General features: G+C 72.7%; 17 protein-coding genes. 6 read left to right on the plus strand and 11 right to left on the minus strand.

What is annotated here, in order from left to right; translation table 11 throughout:
- Window positions 1–95 precede the first annotated feature (95 nt).
- From CHC11_RS15950 to CHC11_RS15960, 3 genes are all read right to left on the minus strand, one after another.
- The gene (locus CHC11_RS15950; RefSeq protein ID WP_089312491.1) at window positions 96–1,262 is read right to left on the minus strand and encodes a hypothetical protein; all 1,167 of its coding nucleotides are present in this window, start codon (window positions 1,260–1,262) and stop codon (window positions 96–98) included.
- 316 nt (window positions 1,263–1,578) lie between these two features.
- A complete protein-coding gene (locus tag CHC11_RS15955; RefSeq protein WP_089312492.1) occupies window positions 1,579–2,253 on the minus strand; it encodes a hypothetical protein in 675 nt (224 codons plus the stop codon).
- A gap of 82 nt (window positions 2,254–2,335) precedes the next feature.
- Window positions 2,336–3,556: a helix-turn-helix domain-containing protein gene (locus CHC11_RS15960; protein WP_342749986.1), complete on the minus strand. Its 1,221-nt coding sequence runs from the start codon at window positions 3,554–3,556 to the stop codon at window positions 2,336–2,338.
- 148 nt (window positions 3,557–3,704) lie between these two features.
- Between CHC11_RS15960 and CHC11_RS15965 the strand changes: the two genes are divergently transcribed.
- The 3 genes from CHC11_RS15965 to CHC11_RS15975 all read left to right on the plus strand — a co-directional run bounded on the left by CHC11_RS15965 (window position 3,705) and on the right by CHC11_RS15975 (window position 7,582).
- Entirely contained in the window at window positions 3,705–4,838 is a 1,134-nt protein-coding gene (locus CHC11_RS15965; protein ID WP_089312494.1) for a Fic family protein, read from the plus strand.
- 154 nt (window positions 4,839–4,992) lie between these two features.
- A complete protein-coding gene (locus CHC11_RS15970; protein ID WP_089312495.1) occupies window positions 4,993–7,128 on the plus strand; it encodes a DEAD/DEAH box helicase in 2,136 nt (711 codons plus the stop codon).
- Window positions 7,129–7,189: 61 nt separating this feature from the next.
- Window positions 7,190–7,582 (plus strand): OsmC family protein, encoded by a 393-nt coding sequence (locus CHC11_RS15975; protein ID WP_089312496.1) that lies wholly within the window; start codon window positions 7,190–7,192, stop codon window positions 7,580–7,582.
- Between the two features lie 122 nt (window positions 7,583–7,704).
- On the opposite strand, the gene CHC11_RS15980 is transcribed toward CHC11_RS15975, so the two are convergent.
- Together CHC11_RS15980 and CHC11_RS15985 are read right to left on the minus strand one after the other, a co-directional pair.
- On the minus strand, window positions 7,705–8,295 hold the full coding sequence (locus CHC11_RS15980; protein ID WP_089312497.1) for a hypothetical protein: 591 nt from the start codon (window positions 8,293–8,295) through the stop codon (window positions 7,705–7,707).
- A gap of 210 nt (window positions 8,296–8,505) precedes the next feature.
- On the minus strand, window positions 8,506–9,837 hold the full coding sequence (locus CHC11_RS15985; RefSeq protein WP_218826108.1) for an alpha/beta hydrolase: 1,332 nt from the start codon (window positions 9,835–9,837) through the stop codon (window positions 8,506–8,508).
- Window positions 9,838–10,352: 515 nt separating this feature from the next.
- On the opposite strand from CHC11_RS15985, the gene CHC11_RS15990 reads away from it, so the two are divergent.
- The gene (locus CHC11_RS15990) at window positions 10,353–11,213 is read left to right on the plus strand and encodes a phosphatase PAP2 family protein (protein ID WP_089312499.1); all 861 of its coding nucleotides are present in this window, start codon (window positions 10,353–10,355) and stop codon (window positions 11,211–11,213) included.
- On the opposite strand, the gene CHC11_RS15995 is transcribed toward CHC11_RS15990, so the two are convergent.
- The 5 genes from CHC11_RS15995 to CHC11_RS16015 form a co-directional block, all read right to left on the minus strand.
- Window positions 11,198–14,236 carry a bifunctional [glutamine synthetase] adenylyltransferase/[glutamine synthetase]-adenylyl-L-tyrosine phosphorylase gene (locus CHC11_RS15995; protein ID WP_089312500.1) on the minus strand — a complete coding sequence of 1,013 codons (3,039 nt, stop codon included), beginning with the start codon at window positions 14,234–14,236 and terminating at the stop codon, window positions 11,198–11,200. The two genes, CHC11_RS15990 and CHC11_RS15995, sit on opposite strands and share 16 nt — an antisense overlap.
- A 28-nt stretch (window positions 14,237–14,264) precedes the next feature.
- Window positions 14,265–15,626, minus strand: coding sequence for a type I glutamate--ammonia ligase (glnA, locus tag CHC11_RS16000; protein ID WP_089312501.1), 1,362 nt, complete (start codon window positions 15,624–15,626; stop codon window positions 14,265–14,267).
- Window positions 15,627–15,751: 125 nt separating this feature from the next.
- Window positions 15,752–16,579 (minus strand): amino acid ABC transporter ATP-binding protein, encoded by an 828-nt coding sequence (locus tag CHC11_RS16005; protein ID WP_089312502.1) that lies wholly within the window; start codon window positions 16,577–16,579, stop codon window positions 15,752–15,754.
- Window positions 16,576–17,445 carry an amino acid ABC transporter permease gene (locus tag CHC11_RS16010; protein WP_089312503.1) on the minus strand — a complete coding sequence of 290 codons (870 nt, stop codon included), beginning with the start codon at window positions 17,443–17,445 and terminating at the stop codon, window positions 16,576–16,578. The genes CHC11_RS16005 and CHC11_RS16010 overlap by 4 nt, the downstream gene beginning before the upstream one ends.
- Window positions 17,403–18,227: a substrate-binding periplasmic protein gene (locus CHC11_RS16015; protein WP_089312504.1), complete on the minus strand. Its 825-nt coding sequence runs from the start codon at window positions 18,225–18,227 to the stop codon at window positions 17,403–17,405. Before CHC11_RS16015 ends, CHC11_RS16010 begins: the two co-directional genes overlap by 43 nt.
- Before the next feature lie 160 nt (window positions 18,228–18,387).
- Here CHC11_RS16015 and CHC11_RS16020 point away from each other — a divergent pair, with 160 nt between their 5' ends.
- Window positions 18,388–19,419 (plus strand): terpene synthase family protein, encoded by a 1,032-nt coding sequence (locus CHC11_RS16020; protein ID WP_245919259.1) that lies wholly within the window; start codon window positions 18,388–18,390, stop codon window positions 19,417–19,419.
- Here CHC11_RS16020 and CHC11_RS16025 read toward each other — a convergent pair.
- The gene (locus CHC11_RS16025; protein WP_089312506.1) at window positions 19,359–20,384 is read right to left on the minus strand and encodes an ArsR/SmtB family transcription factor; all 1,026 of its coding nucleotides are present in this window, start codon (window positions 20,382–20,384) and stop codon (window positions 19,359–19,361) included. The genes CHC11_RS16020 and CHC11_RS16025 overlap by 61 nt on opposite strands.
- A 55-nt stretch (window positions 20,385–20,439) precedes the next feature.
- On the opposite strand from CHC11_RS16025, the gene CHC11_RS16030 reads away from it, so the two are divergent.
- On the plus strand, window positions 20,440–21,699 hold the full coding sequence (locus tag CHC11_RS16030; protein WP_342749987.1) for an MDR family MFS transporter: 1,260 nt from the start codon (window positions 20,440–20,442) through the stop codon (window positions 21,697–21,699).
- The last annotated feature ends 6 nt before the right edge of the window (window positions 21,700–21,705 follow it).

Below are 21,705 nucleotides of genomic sequence, written 5' to 3' on the forward strand. Positions count from 1 at the left end.
CCGGCACTCGGGCGACGTGCCCAGGACATTCGGGCACACGAAGAAGTGGCCCTTCCCGGAGATCCGGGAAGGGCCACCCTTGCGTGGGACACCGCTTACGCGGCACCCCCGGATGCGTAGACGTCCACGATCGCGGCGAAGTACCGGCCCGTGGCGGCCCGCTTGTCGGACGTGGCCCCGAGGAACCCGTCCCTGAACTTGACCTGGAGCACGGCGCCACGACCGAGACGCCAACCGAGGCGCCGACGCGCCTCGCGAAGTGCCTCGCGCTCCAGCTGCTTCCTGCTGTTCCCCCTGATCGTGTCGTGGAGGGTCAGCACGTGCTCGCCGGCAGGCTCGTCGACCTGCGCGGAACTGCTCAGGATCACCTCGACGTCCACCGAACGGGCGTAGAAGCGGTCCTTGGTCTCGATGTAGTACGGCGTGCTCTGCACGCCGTCCACCCCGTCCCGGAACACCACGCGGTACTCGGCGTCGGGACCGAAGAACTGGCGCGCCTTGTGGAGCACCCTGCGCTCCATCTGCCGCATGCTGTTGCCGGAGACCTCCCCCGCGCGGAACGTCGTGCAAGGCCGCTCGTCGAACTGCGGGGGGCCGCTCAGGACCGCCTCGACGTCCACGTACATGGAGAAGAAGCGGTCCTTGGTGCCCAGGCGTTCGGGCGTCGTGCACACGTCCCTGAACGTGACGCGGAGTTCGGCGTCAGGACCGAAGAACTGACGGCCCTCGTGCCGCGCCCTGCGCTCCATCTCCTCGATGCTGTTCCCCGTGATCACGTCCACGAGGGTGAGCACGCACGTGCGCGTCCCCGCAGCGGCCTGCGGGAACACCGCGATGTCGAACTCCGCGAGGAAGGGGTCGTGCGTCGCGTCCGGACCGGGCGCCTCCTCCACACGGCTGGCCACCACACGGAGCAAGGTGTCAGGGCCGAACAGCCTGCGCGCCTTCACGAACGCCCCGCGCTCCATGTTCCCCATGGCGTTCCCGATGAGACGGAACGTCGTCGCACTGCGGACATGCTCGTCGACCTGCGGTGACGTGGTGCTCATGATCGCCGCGACTTCGATCAGGGAGGTACGGCCAGGCGGGTTGATCCTGCTGCTGACGACGTTGAGCACGGCGTCAGAACCGAAGCAGTCACGCGCCTCGGCAAGGGCCACGTCCGCCATCGCCTCGGGGCGAACCCCGTTGAGCCAGGCAGTGAAGATGACCGTCCTGCCGGTTGCGCCGTCGACTCGCGAGGACTGCTGCATGATCGTCATGGATTTCTCCCGACAGTTTGGGGACGTCACGTCCCTTTGGGTTGTGGGGTCCGAGGACCCTCCTGGTGTTTCGCTAGTAACCGTCCGGCTACGCCTTGGCCTCGCAAGTAGCCCGCCTGTAAGGTCGCCCTCCCCCGGCGGGTGGAGTCTTCCCAGGCCGTCTATGGGCGCGGATCATCGCGACCGAGGTGGCCACCCCTGGGCATCGGTTCTACGACTTCTAGCCCATTCGGTCGCGCTGACCTGGCACGACGTCAGCGCGCCCGTCCCTGGTTCCGGCCCTGTTCCGCGCGAGCGACGAGAACCGCTCGCCGGCTCATGGGCGGGCCAGCAGTCCGGCGAGCGCGACTTCCGCGCCGGTGATGTCCGTGGCCTCGGCGATCGGGTCGCCCCAGTGCGTCCAGAACCAGTCGCGGTCGTTGTCGGTGGGCCGCGCCTCGCAGGTGACCCGCACGGCGCGCGGCGTCCCGCCGCCGTCCGCCGCCACGGTGATCTCGGGGGCGCCGATGTCGACCTTGTAGCCGCGCACGCCCATGCGGCGGGCGAGCGTCGCTAGCTGCGGGTGGAGCTCCAGGCCCAGGAGTCGCGTGATCTTCAGGGCGACCTCGTCCACGGCGGAGAAAGAGCCGAGGCCGTTGCCGGAGTCCCAGATGAACCGCCCCCTGTCGGCGCCGACCGACCGGGCGGTCCCCGTCCGCGTCCTCGTGATGAGGCTGCCGCCGTGCTGGACGACCTTGGCGCCGCGTTCCTCAAGAGCCTTGCCCAGCGCGAGAAGGGCGCGCTCGCAGTCGGCCTCGTCCTGCTTGGCCAGCAGCCCCCGCAACCCGTCGCAGGTACCGGCGCCCAGGACGAGCGCCTTGTCGCCGCCGCCCTCCCGGACCGCACGGTAGGGAAGGGACGGTAGGTCGCCGTACTCGATCGTCCACCCGGGGAACTCCGCTCGTAACGCGGCAAGCCGATCCTCGGCGGCCGGTGATTCTGTGTGACTCATGTGTCACACGATGGAGTCGCCCTGCTTGCTCAGTGTTCCAAGTTGGAACCGGGACGAGGTTGCGGCACAGGGGCCCGGCGGATTAGGTGGTCATGCGTGCGTGGATGCGGCGCAATGGTTCCGGGAGGGTGCGGCGCGCGTCGACCAGATGGGACACCACCGACCGTGCGGTCGGGTGGAAGGTGATCATCTGCGGGGCGATCCGGTCCGCGAACGCGATGCGCCTCTCGGCTCTGGCGAGGTCGCCGACCTCGGTCATGACGCGGGACATGTCGATCTCGTGGTGCGCGCGGCGCTCCGGCGGCAGGCCCGCGAGCGTCTCCTCGCCGATGCGCTGGTCCCGGCGGGCCGCCTCGTCCATGTCACCCAGCTCGACCGCGACCGCCGCCCCGTGGATCGCCACGTTCGCCGCCGTGAACTCCAACCCGTGCACAGGCGCACCCAGCCCACCGCGCCTGACACGCTCGGCCGCCCGCCCGAAGTACTCCCACGCCCGCCCGCCGTCCCCGCCACGAGCGGCACGTGCCGCGACGATCGCGGACCGCAACTCGATCGCCCCCGAGACCTCTCCCGCGTCCGGCCGATCCGCCCGGACACCCGCCGCAGCCCGGTCGAGCAGCGTCAAGGCGGGCCGGTACTGGTCCATGCTCATCATGAGGAGCGCACGCGCCATCATCACCAGGTGAGGCAAGTTCGGGTCGCCGGACCGGCGGGCCGCCTCTGAGCCGCGTTCGAGTAGCGCCAGAGCATCCCCGGTGTAACCGAGTCTGCGTGTGAGGCTGACGGCGTGACCGAATCCGCGGCTCAGTAACAGCCACGCCTGGGGGTCCCCGGTCTCGTGCGCCCAGTAGGTGAGTTCTTCGATCACCGCGGGTAGGCGTCCCGCGAGCTTGGTCAGCTGTGCCTTGTGGATCTGCCTCCCCGCGGTCGCGATCTCGGCCGCGAGCACGTCCAGTGCGCGGGGCGGCCCGGCAAGCTCGGGACCGACGTCAACATAGGCGAGCGTGCGGCGAAGTCCAGGGATGACGGAGTGGACGGCGTAATCGTGACCGTAGACGCGGTAGGGCTGTCCGTAGAGTTCGGAGGGATCGACGCCGAGCGCGGCGGCCGCGGCGGACACAAACGCCGGTGTCGCGACCTTTTTCCCGGTCTCCACTTGGGCGATGTGGCCGCGGCTGTAAACCGACAACTGCGCCAGCCCGGTCTGTGTCAGGCCACGTCTCTTGCGTGCCCTGGCCAGGCGCGTCCCGACAGTTTCGAGAGTTTCGTCGGACATTGGGCCCTGCCCTTCTCCCGGAAGCATCGCAGCTTCCCAGGCTAGGCACGGGGCGGTTCGCGTGTCATGAGACCGCCCACAAGGCCGACGCTGGCGGCCCGAAAAACGACGGAGGCGACCGGTCCGCAGCCAGAGCGTCTTTGACGTGGTGACTATGTCAGAGTATCGTCATCCTATGCTTTATCCGACGCCGGGCCTGACTTCAGAGGACACCCGCGTACTCGACGAGATCGACGAGATGCGCAAGCTCCTGCGGCATCAGGTGCACGGCTCGCCCTCCAGGTGGACGCAGGGTCTGCGGAAGTTCCTCACGGCCGACGCCGTCGCGGCGTCCAACTCCATCGAAGGCTTCAAAGTGGCCACGGTGGACGTCGAAGACCTCATGGAAGGCGAGCGGGACGTCGAGGTCTCAGAGGAGAACCGTGAGGAGACCCTCGCCTACCAGCGGATGATGACGTACATCCAAACCCTTTACGACGTGGAGGACTTCACCTACGGCAAGGGCTTGCTCAACGCCCTGCACTGGATGCTCCAAGGCCATCGCCACACCCCCCGCAAGCCCGCCGGACAGTGGCGCAGGGGCCCCGTCTACGTCACCGATCCCCGGGACCCGAGCATCGCCGCGTATACGGGCCCTGACGCAGACCAAGTCCCCTCACTCATGGAGGAACTGGTCGACTGGCTCAACACCTGCGACGCCCACCCGCTGATCAGGGCGGCGATGGCGCACCTCCACCTGGTCTCCATCCATCCCTGGGCCGACGGAAACGGCCGGATGTCGCGTTCCTTGCAGACCCTGCTGATTGCCCGGGAGGGTGTCCTCGCCCCTGAGTTCTCCTCCATCGAAGCCTGGCTCGGACGGCCGGGCAACACCTGGGACTACTACCGCCAGCTGGCTGACCGCGGCTCGCACTACGTCCCTGACCAGGACGTCTCCGCCTGGATCCGGTTCAATCTCACCGCGTACCACCAGCAGGCGCAGACGGTGCAAGGCCGCCTCCAGCGCGCGGGGAGAATCTGGCAGGTCTTGACGTCGTTCGCGGACAGGACCGGCCGCGACGAGCGCATCGTCACCGCCCTGCACGACGTCGCCATGACCGGACGGGTGCGCCGCCTCCGGTACGAGCGCTCTGAGGCTCTCAGCCTTCAGCAGGCCCAGCGCGACCTCCGTGATCTCGTCGCCGCCGAGGTACTGGCACCCGTCGGGCGCACCCGGGCCCGCTACTACACGGAAGGCCCGCGTTTCCCCGAGGACGCCCTGGAGATCGCGCGCACTCCCATGACTCTCGTCGACCCCTACGCGCCCTGAAGCCCACCGTCATCGCCCGGCGTTGTCGGTGGGGCGGCCTACCGTGGAGGGCTTCACAGATCGGATCGTGCCGGGCGGGCGCCGGGGTGAGGTGACCGTGGCACGCGCGCGGGGGTGGCATCATGTGGGCCGAGCGCGCGGGTTGGGGGTCGGGATGGCGTATGAGGCCAAGGACGTCCTGAGGGGCGGGTACTCGCTGCTGGAGGCCGCGCGGGACCTGGTCGCCGACCATCGGCGGGCGCTCGCCGACGTGCACGCCGCGCTGGCGCCGCTGCGGGCCGAGGCGGCGCGCGAGCAGTTGAAGTCGATCCCCTTGGCCCGGCTGAAGGACGTCACCGACGGGCGGCTCCGGCTCGGGCCGCTGGAGGAGGCCGGGTTCACCAGCGTCGTGGACGTGCTGGACTCGACCCCGTACAAGCTCCAGCTGCTTCCCGGGATCGGGCCCCAGACGGCGCAGCAGCTCCACGCGGCGGCCGGGAGCCTGGCGGAGGCGGCGGAGGGCTCGACGACGGTGCGGATCGACGTCGACCGGCGGGACGAGGCCATGACGCCCGCCGTCGTCGCGCTGCACCGGCTGGTGAACGCGGGGCCGGAGCTGCCGCGGGCGCGCGCGGTCGCCGACGAGGTGGACGAGCGCATCGGGCCGCTGGTGCAGGACGCGCGGCCGGCCGGGTCGTGGTGGCGCAGGCTCCTCACGCCGCCGGCGCGGCGCGAGCGGGCGCGGGTGGCGGTCGGCGAGCTGGCGGAGGCCCTCGCGGGCGAGGAGGCCCGCGGCACCCGGCTGCAGATCTCCCAGGCGTCGGTGGACCTGCTGCGGCCGCACGTGTCGGCGGACGAGGCGTGGATCGACTTCGAGCTGCGCGCGGCCGACTACCAGACCCTCCTGGCCGAGCTCGCGGCGGCCGACCCGGAGCAGGAGGCCGCGGAGGGGTTCCTGCCGGGCGACCTCGCGGCGCGGGTCAAGGCCCAGCCGCTCGACGACGGGTTCCGCCGGGTGTCGCTGCGCGGGTACCAGGCGTTCGGGGCCCGGTTCGCGCTCGTCCAGAAGCGGGTGATCCTGGGCGACGAGATGGGGCTCGGTAAGACGGTCCAGGCGATCGCGGCGATGGCGCATCTGCGGGCGCGGGGCGCGACGCACTTCCTGGTGGCGTGCCCGGCGAGCGTGCTGATCAACTGGGTCCGGGAGATAGAGACCCGCAGCACGATCGCCGCGCACCCGCTGCACGGGTCCGGGCGCGCGGCGGCGCTGCGCAAGTGGGCCGGCGACGGCGGCATCGCCGTGACGACGCTCGCCACGCTGCACTCCCTCAACGTCCCGGAGGACGTGGAGATCGGCATGTTCGTGGTGGACGAGGCCCACTACGCCAAGAACCACGAGACGCGCCGCGCCCGCGCCGTCGCGCAGTGGTGCCGCAGGACGGAGAACGTGCTGTTCCTCACCGGGACGCCGATGGAGAACCGGGTCGAGGAGTTCCGCAGCCTCGTGGCCCACCTGCGGCCCGACGTGGCCGAACGGGTCCGCCCGCACGACGCGGCGATGGGGGCGCGGGCGTTCCGGTCGGCCGTCGCGCCGGTGTACCTGCGGCGCAACCAGCGGGACGTGCTCGTCGAGCTGCCCGAGGTCGTGCACGTGGACGAGCTGGAGGAGTTCAGCCGGGCCGACGCGGCCGCCTACCGCAAGGCCGTGGCGGCGGGGAACTTCATGGCGATGCGCCGGGCGGCCTACGCCGTCCCGAAGAGGTCGGCCAAGCTCGACCGGCTGAGCGAGCTGGTGGTCGAGGCCGCCGAGAACGACCTGAAGGTCGTGGTGTTCTCCTACTTCCGGGACGTGCTGGCCGCCGTCGGGGACGCGCTCGGGCCGCGGGCCCGCGGGCCGATCTCGGGTGAGACGCCGCCGGCGCGGCGGCAGGAGATCGTGGACGCGTTCACCGCCGAGCCGGGGCACGCCGTGCTGCTCGCGCAGATCCAGGCCGGCGGGGTGGGGCTGAACCTGCAGGCGGCGTCGGTGGTGATCCTCTGCGAGCCGCAGGTGAAGCCGACCATGGAGACGCAGGCGATCGCGCGGGCGCACCGGATGGGGCAGGTGCGGACCGTCCAGGTGCACCGGCTGCTCACGCCCCGCAGCGTGGACGAGCGGATGCTGGAGATCCTGCACGTCAAGACCATGCTCTTCGACGAGTACGCGCGGCGCAGCGACCTGGCGGAGCAGACTCCCGACGCGGTCGACATCTCCGAGCGCGACCTGGCCCGGCAGATCGTGGCGCAGGAGCAGGAGAGGCTCGGGACGTAGGGAAGAACGCGGGGTGCGTCCGCGTTCACGCGGGCGGAACCAGCCGATCGAAGGGGATGTCATGGCGGAGGTCAGGGTGGAGCGCACCGAGGACGGCTTCCGGGCCGTCAACGGCCGGGGCGCGGCGGTCGCGATCGGGGACGGGGACGCCGAGGGCGCCTTCACGCCGGTCGAGCTGCTGCTGGCGGCGCTCGGCGGCTGCGAGCTGGTCACCGTCGAGCCGCTGACGGCCAAGCGGGGGCACCGGATGGCGCGGCTCGCCGCGACGGTCCAGGCCGACAAGGTCGCGACGAGCACGCTCGGCACGATCACGGTCACCTACGACGTCGAGCTGCCCGAAGGGGACGACGAGGCCGAGGGCGTCCTGAAGGCCGTGGCCGCGCGCGTCCACGAGAAGTACTGCACCGTCGGCAACGCGCTGCGGGAGCCGATGAAGGTCGACCAGGTCGTTTGACGCGCCCTCCGGCCCGAGGGCCGAGGATTCGGTGGCGGGCGGCCAGGGCGCCGACGGCCCTCGGGCATGCGGCCTCTCCGGGCCGGTCCGAGGGCCGTCGACGTCGACCGGGGTACGAGGGTTCAGGAGGTCGAGATCGGCTTGTAGGTGTGCGCGCCGTTGATCGCCCACATCCGGTACTGCACCTTGGGATGGTTGTAGGTCGCCCCCCACGGGGTGTTCCAGGCCACATCGGCGCTGACCATCACGGTGACGGCCGAGTGCTTCTTGTTGTAGACGATCCTCTCGGGCTTCGGAGCGGCCGTGATCGTCGAAGTCTCGGGCTTGAGGTAACTTCCCGCCCGGACGATCCGCACCTTTTTACCCGTCCAGCAGTATTGGACGCTGGAATGCCACTGGATCTTCTCCAGTTTGGTGAGGCTGTGGTACGGGATGTAGCGGTCGACGGTTCTGCACTGTTCGCGCGCCCGCTTCGAGGCCGACTCGTGGACGGTGCCGCCGCCGGCCTGGTTCTGCTGCTCGGGCTTGGCGGCCGCGGAGGCCGCGATGCCGGAGTGCGCCGCCACTCGCCCGGCCGACGCCTGGGGGGACGCTCCGCCGGACACCACCAGCGCGGTGGCGGCCGCCCCTCCCAGAGCGGTGGCGCCGACGGCCGCGATAAGCGCGGCACGGCGCCGGGACGCGGGCCGGCTCCTGCTGTTCTCCTCGTTCATTCTTCCGCCTTCCGATCACCATTGGTGAATGGTGAATGCATTGGCTCCGGATCGATCAACACGAAGATAGAAGAATTGAACACAGGGCCTGTAGGGCCGTAGGGCCCCGGATTCCTCGTTCGGGGGCCTCGGTCAGGACGGCGGTTCTCGGCCCCCGACGGCGGGCGGAGGTGCCGCCCTGCACGGGTGGGCCCGCCGCGGGTCGGCCCGCTAGCGCCGGCCGCAGGTCGCGCCCGTGGCGGGCACCGTGCCGTGCAGGAGGTAGGCGTGCACCGCCTTGCGGACGCACGGGTCGCCGGTGTCGTAGGAGCCGTGCCCCTCCCCCCGGAGCGTGAGGAGGGTGGCCCGCCCGCCGAGCGCCTCCGTCAGCGCGGACGCCCACGCGTACGGGGTGGCGGGGTCGCCGGTGTTGCCGACGACGAGGATCGGCGCGGCGGACGGGGCGGACACCTCGCGCGCGGCGGGGTCGCCCGGCACCGGCCAGCCAGTGCACTGCAGCAGGCCCCACGCCAGCGACGTCCCGAAGACCGGCGAGGCTTCGCGGAACCGCGGCAGCAGCAGCCGCACGTCGCTCGCGGTGGGCCGGTCGGCACCGTCGGCGCAGGTGATGGCGGTGTTGGCGGCGAAGAGGTTGCTGTAGGTGCCGTCCTGCCGCCGCCCGTTCTGGACGTCGGCGAGCATCAGCAGCAGCGACCCGTCGCGGCGCTTCACCGCGTCGACCAGGCCCTGCGCGAGGTACGGCCAGGCGTCCCGGGAGTAGAGCGCGGCGGCGACGCCGGTGGTGCCGAGGCTCTGGGTGAGCCGGCGCCCGGACGAGGTGCGCAGCGGGCTCCGGTCGAGCCCGGCCAGGAACCGGCCGATGGACGCCACGACGGACGGGCCGTCGGCTCCGAGGGGGCATCCCTTCTTTCCGAGCCGCGCGCAGGCGGCGCCGAAGCCGCCGAGGGCGCGCTGGAACGCGGCCGCCTGCTGGAGGGCCAGGTCCACGCGGCCGAGCCTGGTGTCGACGGCCCCGTCCAGGACGGCCCGCCCCACCCTGGCGGGGAACTGGTGCGCGTAGTTGGCGCCGAGCCAGGTGCCGTAGGAGATGCCGAAGTAGTGCAGCCGCTCGTCGCCGACGGCGGCGCGGACCATGTCGAGGTCGCGGGCGGCGTCGGCGGTGCCGACGTGCGGCAGCAGCCGCCCCGACCGCGCCTCGCACCGGCGCACGTAGTCGGCGCGGCCGGCCGCGTACGCCTGCTCCTCGGCGGCGGTGTCGGGGCTGTCGTCCATGGCGGCGAGCGTGTCCATCCGGCGGTCGTCAGCGCAGGCCACCGGGCTGCTCCGGCCGACGCCGCGGGGGTCGAGGCCGATCAGGTCGTAGCGGGCGCGCAGGTCGGCGTACTGGTCCGCGGCCTGCGCGAGCGTGTCGACACCCTCCCCGCCGGGGCCGCCGAAGTTGAACACCAGCGAGCCGATGCGCCGGCGCGGGTCGGTCGCCGGCACCTTGATCAGCGCGAGTTCGATCTTCTCGCCGGAGGGCCGGGCATGGTCGAGCGGCACCGGGAGCGCCGCGCAGCGCAGCCCGCGGGGCGGCTTGCTCCCGGGCGGCGGGGACGGCAGGCCGGTGCAGCGCCCCCACGACGGCCGGGGGGCCGCCCCGGGCGGGGTGTCGATCCCCGCCCGCCGGGTTTCGCCCGCCGCGGGTGCGGTACCGGTCGCCGCGCGGGGCGACGTGCGCGCGTGGCCCGTCCCTCCGGAGACGGAGAGGAGCGTTAAGGCGACCAGAGTCGCGGCGCCCGCCGGCACCACGCCTGCTATCCCCCGACACCTGGCCATTCGTTCCCCCGATCGCATCGCCTGGAGCGATCGGGACCTACCCATGGCCCTCTATGCTGACTCCTGATCAGTTCCACGGGCTCCGCGCGGGGCGTGAGCGGCGGCGGCATCCCCCGGCGACCCTGAGGCCCTCCCCCGAAAGTCCGGATACCGCGTCAGGGTCGTACTACTCAGGTCTGAGACGAAGACCATTCGTCGCGGTGATCTCATTCAGGGCCCCGGCGGCAAAGATAGGTAGCATGGCTCAATCCGCCCCCCCAGCGGCCCTCAGAAGCGAGGCCGGCGCCACCGGAATACGGCGCCGGGTCATCACCGCGCCCCCCGTCTGGCGTGAGCTCCTGCTGGTCGTTCTCTTCTACACCGGCTATACGCTGACGCGGATCGTCCTGGTTCAGGACGGCACCGGGCCGGCGTTCGCGCACGCCGACGAGATCCTGCGCGCCGAACGCTTCCTGGGGCTGGACGTCGAGCTGCACCTCAACCAGACGCTGCTGACCGTGCCGTGGCTGGCGCGGACCGCGAACGTCTTCTACGCCACGATGCACTTCATCGTGACGCTCGCCACGGTCGTCTGGCTGTACCGCTACCGGCCGCAGCACTACCGGTGGCTCCGCACGTCCATCATGATCGCCACCGGTGTGGCGCTGATCGGCTTCTGGCTCTACCCGCTGGCGCCGCCGAGGTTCCTGCACAGCGAGGGCTTCGTCGACCCGGTGACCGCGCTGCACTCCCTCGGCCTGTACGCCAGCGACGCGTCCGGGAGCCTGACCAACCAGTACGCCGCCATGCCGTCCATGCACGCCGGATGGTCGCTGTGGTGCGGGCTGGTGCTGGTCAGGCTGGCGTCGCAGCGGTGGGCCAAGCTCCTCGGCGTGCTCTACCCCGCGACCACCGTGATCGTGATCCTGTCCACCGCCAACCACTACGTGCTGGACGCGGTGGCGGGCATGGCGCTCATCGGCGGCACGCTGTGGGTCTCCTGGATCCTCTACACGCGCTGCCCCGCCCCGCTCCTCATCGCCAGGGCCCGCGTCGCGCACCGGTTCCACCAGCGGACCGGACGGCGCACAGGCGGCTCCGGGGCTCACTCTGCTCCGTAGAAGGCGCGGTCGACGACGGCGCGGGCGCGGCGGGCGTGCCGGCGGTAGTCCTCCAGAAGGTCGCCCGTCCCGGGGTAGCCGAGGACGCGGGCGACCGAGCTGCGCTCGCGGTGGTGGTCGGTCGGCAGCAGGTCGGACGCGCGGCCCCGCACCAGCATGAGCGAACCCCGGATCCGGGTGGCCATGCACCACGCCTCGGCCAGGGTCTCGGCGTCCTCGGCGTCCAGGAGGCGGGCCTCGACCGCCGCGTCCAGCGCGTCCAGCGTGCGGGTGGTGCGCAGCGCCGGGACCTCGTGGGCGTACCGGAGCTGGAGCAGTTGCGCGACCCACTCCACGTCCGCGAGCCCGCCCGGCCCGAGCTTGGTGTGCAGGCGCCGCTCGACGCCGCGCGGGAGCCGCTCGGACTCCATCCTCGCCTTCAGCCGCCGGATCTGCCGGACGGCGTCCTCGCCGATGCCGCCCTCCGGCCAGCGGACGGGGTCGATCAGCGCGCGGAACCGCTCGCACAGCCCCGGGTCGCCGATCATCGGGTCGGCGCGCAGCAGCGCCTGCGCCTCCCAGGGCTCCGACCAGCGCGCGTAGTAGGCGGCGTAGGACGCGAGCGTGCGCACGAGCGGCCCCTGCCGCCCCTCGGGGCGCAGGTTCGGGTCGATCACCAGCGGCGGGTCCGGGGCGGGCAGGGCGAGGAGGCGGCGCAGCTCCTCGGCGACGGCGTGCGCGGCCCGCCCGGCGGCGCGCTCGTCCGCGCCGGGCAGCGGGTCGTGGACGAACATCACGTCGGCGTCGCTGCCGTAGCCGAGCTCGTGCCCGCCGAACCGGCCCATCGCGACGACCGCCACCCGGGTCGGCAGCGGCCCGCGCGACTCCATCTCGATCTTGTTGACGGCGACCTGGAGAGCGGCCTCGAGGGTGACGGTGGAGATGCCGGTGAGGGCCTCCCCCACCTCCCGGACGTCCACGAGGCCGAGCAGGTCGGCGACGGCCACGCGGAACAGCTCGCGGCGCCGCAGCGCCCGCACCACCCCGGCCGCCTCCTCGGCGGGGCGGCCGCCCGCCCTCCCCTCCTGCCCCGGCCTCCCGCCGGCCCCCTCCCTGTGGCGGCGGACCGCTGCGAGCGCCTCCGCGCGCAGCGCCTCGTACGGGCGCGGCGCCAGGCCGGTGTCGCTGCCCAGCAGGGCGACCGCCTCGGGGGCGCGCAGCAGCAGGTCCGTGGCGTAGCGGCTGGAGCCGAGCACCCAGGCCATCCGCTCGGCGACGGTCACCTCGTCGCGCAGCAGCCGCAGGTACCAGGGGGTGGTGCCGAGGGCGTCGCTGACCTGCCGGAAACCGAGCAGGCCCGCGTCGGGGTCGGGCGCGTCGGCGAACCAGCCGAGCATCACCGGCAGCAGCGTCCGCTGGATCGCGGCCCGCCGCGACACGCCCGCGGTCAGCGCCTCGATGTGCCGCAGCGCGCCCGCCGGATCGGCGTACCCGAGCGCCTCCAGCCGGACCCGGGCCGCCTCCGGGGTGAGCCGGGCCTCCTCCCCGGGCAGCCGCGCGACGGCCCGCAGCAGCGGCCGGTAGAACAGCTTCTCGTGGATGCGGCGGACCTCCCGGGCGTGCCGGCGCCACAGCGCGGTGAACTCCCCCACCGGGTCGGTGCGCAGGCCGAGGGCGCGGCCGAGGCGGCGCAGGCCGGCCTCGTCGTCCGGGACCAGGTGGGTGCGGCGCAGCCGGTGCAGCTGGACGAGGTGCTCCACGCGCCGCAGGAACCGGTACGCCGATGCCAGCGCGGCCGCGTCGTCGCGCGCGACGTAGCCGCCCCGGGACAGGTCGGCCAGGGCGTCCAGCGTGGTCGGGCTGCGGAGCGTCTCGTCGCCGCGGCCGTGGACGAGCTGGAGCAGCTGCACCGCGAACTCGACGTCGCGCAGCCCGCCCGGCCCGAGCTTGAGCTGCCGCTCGGAGTCGGCGGTGCGCTGGTTCAGGTCCGCCTCGACGCGGCGCCGCATGTCCTGGACGTCCTCGACGAAGCTCTCGCCCTCGGCCGCCTTCCACACGATCGGGGTGATCGTGTCGAGGTAGCGGGCGCCGAGGTCGGCGTCGCCCGCGACGGGACGGGCCTTCAGCAGCGCCTGGAACTCCCACGTCTTGGCCCACCGCTCGTAGTAGGCGCGGTGGCTGGCGAGCGTCCGCACGAGCGGCCCGGACTTGCCCTCGGGGCGCAGCGCCGCGTCCACCTCCCAGAGCGCGCCCTCCTCGGTCGTGGCCGAGCAGGCCCGCATCATCGCCGACGCCAGCCGGGTCGCGGTGCGCAGCGCGGCGTCCTCGTCCCGCCCCTCCCGCGCCTCCGCCACGAAGATCACATCGACGTCGCTGACGTAGTTGAGCTCGCGGCCCCCGCACTTGCCCATGCCGATCACGGCGAGCCGGCACGCCTCGTGCCCGGGGACCTCGGCGCGGGCGATCGCGAGGCCGGCCTCCAGCGCGGCGGCGGCGAGGTCGGCCAGTTCGGCGGCGACCTCGGCGATGTCGGCCACGCCGATCAGGTCGCGTCCCGCCAGCGCCAGGAGGCGGCGGCGGTAGGCGACGCGGAGCGCGACGAGCGCGTCCTCGCCGCGCGCCACCGGCTCCCGCGCCGCCGGGTCGGCGCCCACGGCGGCCAGCAGGTCGGCGCGGGGGCTTCCGAGCGGGCCCGCGACGCCGTCGCGCAGCACCCGCCAGTGGTCCGGGTGCCGCGCCAGGTGGTCGCCCAGCGCCGCGCTCACCCCGAGGACCGCGGTCAGCCGCTCCCGCGTCCCCGGCTCGGCGGCCAGCACCGCGCCCAGCTCGCCGCCGGCGCCGGCGAGCAGGCGCAGCAGACCGTCCAGGGCGAGGTCGGGGTCGGCGGTGCCGCCGAGGGCGTCGAGCAGGCCGTCGCCGGGTCCGGCGCCGTCGCGCTCGGCCTCCGCGAGCAGCCGCTCCGCCCGCGCCGCGTGGGTGAACCCGAGCCGCGCCAGGCGTCCGGCGAGCGAGGGACGGCGGTCGGAAGTCCAGGACTCGGTCACAGGACCAACCGTAATCCGGTGGCGGGCCTCAGAGGACGGCCAGCAGCCGCTTCCGTTCGAATTCGGTCACCTGGCGGCGGTAGTCCTCCCACTCCTGGCGCTTGTTGCGCAGGAAGAAGTCGAAGACGTGTTCGCCGAGGACGTCGGCCATCAGCTCGCTGCGCTCCATCGCGCGGATGGCCTCGTCCAGGTTCTGCGGCAGCGGCTCGATGCCGAGGGCGCGCCGCTCGGCCACGGTGAGGGCCCAGACGTCGTCCTCGGCGCCCGGCGGCAGCTCGTAGCCCTCCTCGATCCCCTTGAGCCCGGCGCCGAGGATCGCCGCGAACGCCAGGTAGGGGTTGGCGGCCGTGTCCAGCGACCGGAACTCGATGCGGGTCGAGTGGCCCTTGTGCGGCTTGTACATGGGGACGCGGACCAGCGCGGACCGGTTGTTGTGCCCCCAGCAGATGTAGGACGGGGCCTCTCCCCCGAGGCCCGCCGCGGAGCCGACGTTGCCCCACAGCCGCTTGTAGGAGTTGACCCACTGGTTGCACACGGCGGTGATCTCGGCGGAGTGCCGCAGCAGCCCGGCGATGAACGCCCGCCCCGCCTTGGACAGCTTGAACTCCGCGCCCGGCTCGTAGAAGGCGTTGCGGTCGCCCTCGAACAGCGACATGTGCGTGTGCATGCCCGAGCCGGGGTGCTCGGTGTACGGCTTCGGCATGAAGGAGGCGTGCACGCCCTGCTCCAGCGCGACCTCCTTCATGACCAGCCGGAACGTCATGATGTTGTCGGCGGTGGTGAGCGCGTCGGCGTACCGCAGGTCGATCTCCTGCTGGCCCGGGGCGCCCTCGTGGTGGCTGTACTCCACCGAGATCCCCATCGCCTCCAGCATCGTGATGGCGTTGCGCCGGAAGTCGTGCGCGGCGCTGTGCGGGGTGTGGTCGAAGTAGCCGCCCGCGTCGGCCGGCTCGGGCTCGCGGCCGTCCTCCGGCTTGTCGTTGAGGAGGAAGAACTCGATCTCGGGATGGGTGTAGAAGGTGAACCCGAGGTCGGCGGCCCGCGCCAGGGCGCGCTTGAGGACGTAGCGGGGGTCGGCGAAGCTCGGCGTCCCGTCCGGCATGAGGATGTCGCAGAACATGCGGCCGACGCCCGGCGACTCCGACCGCCAGGGCAGCACCTGGAAGGTGGACGGGTCCGGTTTGGCGATCATGTCGGCCTCGTACACCCGGGCGAAGCCCTCGATCGCCGAGCCGTCGAAGCCGATGCCCTCGCCGAAGGCGCCCTCCAGTTCGGCGGGGGCGACGGCCACCGACTTCAGGAACCCGAGCACGTCGGTGAACCACAGCCGGATGAAGCGGATGTCGCGCTCCTCCAGCGTGCGGAGCACGAACTCCTGCTGACGGTCCAATGCCCTCTCCCTCGGTACTGCCCTGTCGGCGAGACTGCGTTGTCGACGACGCGGGCCCGGCATGCCGGCCGCGTGGAGCCGGTCCGGCTGTATCTGCAGTATGCCCGGCCGCTGTTACCGCGACGTTACGCGTCCGGGGCCGGTGATCGGAACATATCCGACCGCGGACCGTCCTCGATCCGCGTTGCTGCCGGGTCGAGGACGCGCGAAAGGAAGGTCCTGGTCCGCTCGTGGGCGGGCGCGCCGATCACCTGGGCGGGCGGGCCCTCCTCCACGACCACGCCGCCGTCCATGAACACCACCCGGTCGGCCGCCTCCCGGGCGAAGCTCATCTCGTGGGTGACGACGAGCATCGTCATCCCGGCCTCCGCGAGGCCGCGCATGACGCCGAGGACGTCGCCGACCAGCTCGGGGTCCAGCGCGGACGTCGGCTCGTCGAACAGCATCACCTCCGGGCCCATCGCGAGCGCGCGGGCGATGGCCACGCGCTGCTGCTGGCCGCCCGACAGCTGCGCCGGGTAGGCGTCGACCTTGTCGGCCAGCCCGACCCGCTCCAGGTTCTCCCGGGCGATCCGCTCGGCCTCCGCCCTCCCCCGCCTCAGCACCTTCCGCTGAGCGATCATGACGTTGCCGAGCGCGGTCAGGTGCGGGAAGAGGTTGAACGCCTGGAAGACCATGCCGATCCGGCGGCGGACGGCGTCGATGTCGACCTCGGGGCCGGTGACGTCGGCGCCGGCGACCCGGACCGTCCCGGCGGAGGGCTCCTCCAGGAGGTTGACGCAGCGCAGCAGCGTCGACTTGCCCGACCCGGACGGGCCGATCACGCAGACGACCTCACCCGCCTCGACGTGGAAGTCGATGCCGCGCAGCACCTCGTTCGCCCCGAACGACTTGTACAGGCCGCTGATCTCGATGGCCGCCCGGTCCCCGGTGTCCTTGACGAGGCTCGTCATCGCCGCCCCCTGCGCTGCCGCGCCTCCAGCCGCCGGGCCAGCAGGCTCAGCGGGATCGTGATGAGCAGATAGCAGATCCCCGCCACGATGATCGGGGTGGTGTTGCCCTGCTCGCCCGCGAGGTCGCGGCCGAACTTCGTGAGCTCCCGCTGTTCGAGCGTGATGCCGAGGAACAGCACCAGCGAGGAGTCCTTGCACAGCAGCACCAGCTCGTTGGTGAGCGGCGGGATGATGATCCGGAACGCCTGCGGGATGATGATCGAGCGCATCGCCCGGGTGTGCGACATGCCGAGCGACCGCGCCGCCTCCAGCTGCCCCTTCGGGACGGCCTCGATCCCGGCGCGGATCGTCTCGGCCATGTAGGCGGTGGCGGCGAGGCCGAGGGCCAGCCCCGCCTGCCCGGCCGCCCCGCCGGGGATGTTGGTGCCCGGGAAGGCCAGCGGCACGCCGACGCCCACGAAGATGAAGATCAGCAGCAGCGGCAGGCCGCGGAAGATCTCGATGTAGGCGGTGGCGAACCACCGGTACGGGGGCACCGACGACAGCCGCATCAGCGCGACGACCAGCCCGCCGCCGAGGCCGATCCCGAACCCGACCGCGGTGTACACGGCGGTGTTGCGCAGCCCGACCGTGATGATGTCGGGGAACAGGCTCTTGGCGACGTCCCAGTTGGCGAAGTTGAGCCGCAGGGTGCCCCAGTCGGCGAGCGCCGCGACCAGCACGACGACGACGATGAAGATCCCGTACTGGCCGCCGAGGGAGAACTGGCGGCGGCGCCGGCGGGTCAGCCCGCCCGGCGCCGCCGCACCGGCCGGTTCGGCGGTCACGAGCCGCCGCCGGCGCTGGGCGGCATTGGACCGATCCACTTCTCATAGATCCGCTTGTAGGAGCCGTCCGACCTCGCCTGCGCGATCACCTGGTTCGTCATCTTCACCAGTTCGGGGTTGTGCCCCTTGCGCATCCAGAACCCGTACTGCTCGCCGGTGTTCAGGTTCGCGGCGATCTCGAAGCCGGCGTTCGCCGGGTCCTTCAGCCAGCCCTTGACGACCGGGTCGTCCTGCACGATCACGTCCACCTGGCCGGTGCGCAGGCCGTTCAGCTCGGCGTTGGAGTTGTCGAACGAGCGCGGGTCGAAGCCCTTGTCCTTGACGAAGTCCTCGCCGGTCGTGCTCGCCTGCGAGCCGAGCTTGAGCTTCTTGGCCTTGACGTCGTCGAGCGCGGTGATCCCGCTGCCCTTCTTCGCCATCAGCGACTGCGTGGCGTCGAAGTAGGGCGTGGAGACGTCCATGAACTTCACCCGGTCGGGCTTGATCGTCATGCCGCCCATCTGGATGTCGCACTTGCCGGCGTTCAGAGCCGACCCCGTCTTCATCGTCTCGAACGGGGTGTCGACGATCTTCTGGGTGACGCCGAGCCGCTTGGCGACGAGGTCGATGAGCTCGACGTCGAAGCCCACGACCTTGCCCGATTTCTTGTCCTCCGACTGGAAGGGCGGGTAGGGCAGGTGCGTGCACGAGGTGAGCGCGCCCTTCTCGATGAGCTTCACGCCCTGCACCGTCGCGCCCTTGTCGCCGCCGCACGCCGACGCCGTCAGCGCCAGGGCCGCGAGCCCCGCGCCGAAGGCCTGGAGCGTCGTCCGTCTCGACACGTTTCCTCCTGATCGTGCTGGCTTCCGATCACCGCACTATCGCACGTCCCCCCGGCCGGAGGCAGGGGCGGGCGGCTGACTCGCCCATGACCGTCCCCGGATATCCGTTTCCCGGAAATTGACGTGGCGATCATGGTCGTCCGGCAAGGTGATCGTTAGCGTGGATCGCGTCGTGGACATCTCACTTCTTCTCTCGATGACCGACCGGGTGACCGCGCTGGCCACACCGTCGGCCATGCACCCGGAGTCGTGGCAGCTGTGCGCGCAGGTGGAGGCCTGGGCACGCGGCCGCGGGCTGGTGCTCGGAGATCCGGACACCTCCCCGCTCGGCCGGGCGCGCTGCGAGCGGCTGGCCGCCCGCGTCCTGCCGTCCGCCGACCTGGCCGCCGTGGACCTGTTCGCCCGCTGGCTGACCTGGACGCTCGCGCTGGACGACACGCTGGACCACTCGCCGCTGGCCGACAGCGGCAGCGCCGTGCACGCCCTGTACGACGACCTGCTGCGCGCGATGCGGCGCGGCCACGCCCGGCCCGGCGCCCGGCCGCTGGAGGCGGCGCTGGTGGAGCTGTGGCACGCCACCTCCAGGGACATGAGCCGCGACTGGCGCCGCCGGTTCATGCTGCACCTGGAGGCGCACCGCGACGGCTGCGCCGAGGAGGCCGTCAACCGGCGGATCAGCCACGTCCCCACCGAGCAGGAGTACCCGGCGCTGCGCCGCCGGGCGTGCGGGCCGTTCCTGTTCGACCTGGTCGAGGCCGTCCTCGGCGTCGAGCTGCCGGCGCGGCTGCTGCGCACGCCCCGCTGGAAGACCCTCGCCGACGGCGTCGCCGACGTGGTGGCCTGGGCCAACGACCTCGCCTCGCACGACCTGGAGGCCGCGCGCGGCGACGTGCACGACCTGCCCGCCGTCCTCGCCAGGGCGCACGGGCTGGACGAGGCGCAGGCGGCCCACATGGTCGCCGACCGGATCGCCGACCGGCTGGAGGAGGCGTGGGCGGCGGCGCGGCGGCTGCCGGAGATGCTCGACCGGCTGGACCTGACGGTCGCGCAGCGCGCCGCCGCCGCACAGGTCGTCAAGGTCCTGCTGGACACGCCGCGCGCGCACATGGACTGGCTCGCCGAGTCCGGCCGCTACGGACCGGGCGCCTCCCCCGCGCCGCCGCGCCTGGACGCGCTCGCGTCGCTGCGCTGAGCGCCGGCCAGGGCGTCCCCCGCCGGCGTGCGGACGTACAGCACGCGGCGGCCCATGCGGTGCCCGGTGACGAGGCCGCAGGCGCGCAGGACGCCCAGATGCTGGCTGACGGCCCCCGCGGTCACCCCCATCCGCCTCGCCAGGTCGGTGGTGGACGCCGGCGTGGCGAGCGCCGTGAGCAGTTCGGCGCGGCGGCGTCCCATCAGCGCGGCCAGGGCGCCGCCGCCCGGCTCGTCCGGCGGCCCGGTCTCCCAGAGCGTCGCCACGCCGCGCGGCGGGTAGCTGAGCATCGGCTGGTAGGGCGGCACCATCACCGACACCTGCGGCCACACGTACGCGCTCGGGACGAGCAGGATCCCGCGCCCGGCGAGCTCGCCGCGGAAGTCCCAGTGGCGGTCGACGGAGAGCGTCCCGGCGCGCCAGGAGACCGCCTCGTGCAGGTCACCGAACACGCCCGCGGCGCCCTCGGCGGCGAGCGCGCCGCTGCGGCGCAGGACCTCCCCCTCCAAGAGGTCGCGGATGCGCGGCCAGAACGGCTCCACGGCCACCTCCCAGTACCTTTCGAGCAGGCCGGCGAGCCTTTCCAGGGTGCGTTCGGGGTCGGCGGCCATGGCGTGGCGGGCCGGTCGGGGCCGGTCGCCGGGCGCGGTCCAGCCGAGCTCGGCGGCGACGACCTCGGGCGGGGTGGCGCGGACGGTCGCGAGCTCCGCGCCGAGGTCGGGCAGGGGCGAGCGCGGCGGCGGGGTGAGGAAGTCCGGGATGTACCCGGCGGGCAGGACGACGTCCAGCAGCGGCTCGAAGCCGAGGCCGCGCAGGCGGGGCCGGACCGTGCGCACCCACGGCAGGTGGAGCGCGTGGCCGGACGGGTCGGCGAGCACCCGCAGGCTGCGCACCATCTCCCACAGCGGCGAGAACGCGAACCGGACCCGCGCCACGTCGTCCGGAGCGAGCACGAACTCGATCATTTAGCCCAGGCTAAATGAATGTCTCGGAGCGCGCGGCGGCCCCACCATCGTGCAAGTGACCACTCTGGAAGAGACTCCTGCCGGTCCCGCCGCCGGCAGGTTCGCGGCGTTCCTGCGGCCCAGGGTCGGCGGCTTCCCCCGGCCCTTCTGGGTGCTGTGGGCGGGCACCCTGCTCAACCGCCTCGGGACCATGGTCGAGCCGTTCCTCGGCCTCTACCTGACGACCGTGCGCGGGCTGTCGCTGGCCCAGGCCGGCGTGACGATGGCCGTGCTGGGCGCGGGCTCGCTCGCCGGCCAGCTCGCGGGCGGCATGCTCGCCGACCGCATCGGCCGCCGCGCGACGCTGACCCTCGCGACCGTCGGCACCGGCGCGGCCATGCTCGCGCTCGGCTACGCCCAGGGGCTCGCCGCGATCCTCGCGGCCGCGCTGGTGCTCGGCCTTCTCCTGGACATGTACCGGCCCGCCGCGCAGGCGATGGTGGCCGACATCATCTCCCCGGCCGACCGCCCGCGCGCGTTCGGGCTGCTGTTCTGGGCGATCAACCTCGGCTGGGCGGTCGCCATGGTGCTCGGCGGGACGCTCGCGCAGCGGGGTTTCCTGTGGCTGTTCTGGATCGACGCCCTCACCTGCGCGGCGTTCGGCCTGCTCGTGTGGCGGGCGATCCCGGAGACCCGGACCCGCGAGGCCCGCGCCGAGCGGGCGGGCGGGTTCGGCCGCGTGCTGCGCGACCGGGTCATGGTCGGCTACGTGCTGGTCACCCTCTTCTACACGTTCGTGCTCATGCAGGGCATGACGACGATGCCGCTCGCCATGCGGGAGGACGGGCTCGGCCCGCGGTCCTACGGCCTGGCGATCGCGGCCAACGGCGTGCTGATCATCATCGTCCAGCCGCTGGTGAACGCGTGGCTGGCGCGGCGCGACCACAGCCTGGTGCTGGCGGCGGGCTTCGCGCTGGTCGGGGTCGGGTACGGGCTCACCTCGCTCGCCTCGTCCGTGCCCGCCTACACCGCGACGATCCTGGTGTGGACGCTCGGGGAGATCATCGCCGCGTCCGTCCTGCAGGCCGTGGTCGCCGACCTCGCGCCCGCCGGCCTGCGCGGCCGGTACGGGGGCCTGTACGGGATGGCGTGGTCGGGCGGCTTCCTGCTGGCGCCCCTCGGCGGCACCCAGCTGCTCGGCGCCGGCGGGGCGCCCGCACTGTGGCTGACCTGCGCCGGTCTCGCCCTGACCGCCGCCGGGGCGCAACTCGCGCTCGCCCCCGCGATCCGGCGCCGGCGCGCCGCGGTGCCCGGCGTCCACTTCTCGTCAAAGTGACGAAAC

This window comes from Actinomadura mexicana (assembly GCF_900188105.1).
Lineage (GTDB): Bacteria > Actinomycetota > Actinomycetes > Streptosporangiales > Streptosporangiaceae > Spirillospora > Spirillospora mexicana.